Source organism: Ruegeria sp. CH10 (genome assembly GCF_056537125.1).
This window is the reverse complement of sequence record NZ_JBQFQY010000012.1, coordinates 1-2,500: the sequence shown is the minus strand read 5'-3', so window position 1 is coordinate 2,500 and position 2,500 is coordinate 1. Positions and strand designations below refer to the sequence as shown.

At 54.9% G+C, this 2,500-nt stretch carries 1 tRNA gene and 2 rRNA genes (1 of these 3 cut by a window edge); all 3 read left to right on the top strand.

Features of this window, described 5'->3' with window-relative positions:
- Window positions 1-2,074, top strand: a 23S ribosomal RNA gene (locus ACRZ94_RS20625); it begins 792 nt to the left of the window's first position.
- A 186-nt stretch (window positions 2,075-2,260) separates the two neighbouring features.
- Window positions 2,261-2,375, top strand: a 5S ribosomal RNA gene (gene rrf, locus ACRZ94_RS20620).
- Between the two features lie 47 nt (window positions 2,376-2,422).
- Window positions 2,423-2,499 (top strand) — tRNA-Met (locus ACRZ94_RS20615).
- Window position 2,500: the final 1 nt, after the last annotated feature.

Here is a 2,500-nt window from a genome sequence, read left to right as displayed (position 1 = left end):
CCTAGGGGTGAAAGGCCAATCAAACTCGGAGATAGCTGGTTCTCTGCGAAATCTATTTAGGTAGAGCGTCATCCGAATACCCCGGGGGGTAGAGCACTGGATGGGTAATGGGGCCCCACAGGCTTACTGATCCTAACCAAACTCCGAATACCCGGGAGTACTAGATGGCAGACACACTGCGGATGCTAACGTCCGTAGTGGAGAGGGAAACAACCCTGACCTACGACTAAGGCCCCCAATTCATGGCTAAGTGGGAAAGCAGGTGGGACGACCAAAACAACCAGGAGGTTGGCTTAGAAGCAGCCATCCTTTAAAGATAGCGTAACAGCTCACTGGTCTAAATAAGTTGTCCTGCGGCGAAGATGTAACGGGGCTCAAGCCATGAGCCGAAGTCTAGGATGCCGTAAGGCATGGTAGCAGAGCGTAGTGTGACATAGAACTCATCCTGTATTGCCGCCGGTTATGCGGTGCGCGTAAGCGCGCTCAAGTAGCCGAATAGGCGGTAGCGCAGGATAGAGTTCTTTCGATGAAGCCGGGGCGTGAGCCATCCGGTGGAGAGATCACTAGTGAGAATGATGACATGAGTAGCGACAAAGAGTGTGAGAGACACTCTCGCCGAAAGTCCAAGGGTTCCTGCTTAAAGCTAATCTGAGCAGGGTAAGCCGGCCCCTAAGCCGAGGCCGAAAGGCGTAGGCGATGGGAACTAGGTTAATATTCCTAGGCCAGGAGGATGTGACGGATCACGGATGTAGTTCAATCTTATCGGATTGATTGGGCTGCTGAGTGGTTCCTGGAAATAGCCCTCCATCAGACCGTACCCTAAACCGACACAGGTGGACTGGTAGAGCATACCAAGGCGCTTGAGAGAACGATGTTGAAGGAACTCGGCAAAATACCTCCGTAAGTTCGCGAGAAGGAGGCCCGGTTCCTAGGCAACTAGGGGCTGGGGGCACAAACCAGGGGGTGGCGACTGTTTATTAAAAACACAGGGCTCTGCGAAGTCGCAAGACGACGTATAGGGTCTGACGCCTGCCCGGTGCCTGAAGGTTAAAAGGAGAGGTGAGAGCCTTGAATTGAAGCCCAGGTAAACGGCGGCCGTAACTATAACGGTCCTAAGGTAGCGAAATTCCTTGTCGGGTAAGTTCCGACCTGCACGAATGGCGTAACGACTTCCCCGCTGTCTCCAACATCGACTCAGCGAAATTGAATTGCCTGTCAAGATGCAGGCTTCCCGCGGTTAGACGGAAAGACCCCGTGCACCTTTACTACAGCTTCGCACTGGCATCAGGATTGTGATGTGCAGGATAGGTGGTAGGCTTTGAAACCGTGACGCCAGTCGCGGTGGAGCCTCCCTTGAGATACCACCCTTCGCACTCTTGATGTCTAACCGCGGTCCGTTATCCGGATCCGGGACCCTGCGTGGCGGGTAGTTTGACTGGGGCGGTCGCCTCCTAAAGCGTAACGGAGGCGCGCGAAGGTTGGCTCAGAGCGGTCGGAAATCGCTCGTTGAGTGCAATGGCAGAAGCCAGCCTGACTGCGAGACTGACAAGTCGAGCAGAGTCGAAAGACGGCCATAGTGATCCGGTGGTCCCGAGTGGAAGGGCCATCGCTCAACGGATAAAAGGTACGCCGGGGATAACAGGCTGATACTGCCCAAGAGTCCATATCGACGGCAGTGTTTGGCACCTCGATGTCGGCTCATCTCATCCTGGGGCTGGAGCAGGTCCCAAGGGTACGGCTGTTCGCCGTTTAAAGAGGTACGTGAGCTGGGTTTAGAACGTCGTGAGACAGTTCGGTCCCTATCTGCCGTGGGTGTAGGAGACTTGAGAGGAGTTGCCCCTAGTACGAGAGGACCGGGGTGAACGATCCACTGGTGGACCAGTTGTCGTGCCAACGGCAGTGCTGGGTAGCTATGATCGGACAGGATAACCGCTGAAGGCATCTAAGCGGGAAGCCCCCCTCAAAACAAGGTCTCCCTGAGGGCCGTGGAAGACCACCACGTCAATAGGCCGGAGATGTAAGCGCAGTAATGCGTTCAGTTGACCGGTACTAATCGCCCGATAGGCTTGATTTGATCCAGTAATGGAAAGACAAGACCAAAGCATACACCAAACTTGACCAAGGACAGCGCGTGCCAACGCAAACGGCACTGTTGATTGACTATACAACCGAGTGGCACCGCGCATTCGCAAGCGAATACGCTGCCTGCCACCTGTCGCTTTCTTGCTCCGCAAGAAAGTCGACATGGGCTTTTCCTCGGTTTGGTGGTCATAGCGCAAGTGAAACACCCGGTCCCATCCCGAACCCGGAAGTTAAGCACTGCCGCGCCAATGGTACTTGGGCTTAAGCCCCGGGAGAGTAGGTCACCGCCAAACCTAGAAAAAGCCCAACATCCTCTCTAAACGATGAAAAGAACACCTGGCGCGGGGTGGAGCAGTCCGGTAGCTCGTCAGGCTCATAACCTGAAGGTCAGAGGTTCAAATCCTCTCCCCGCAACCAA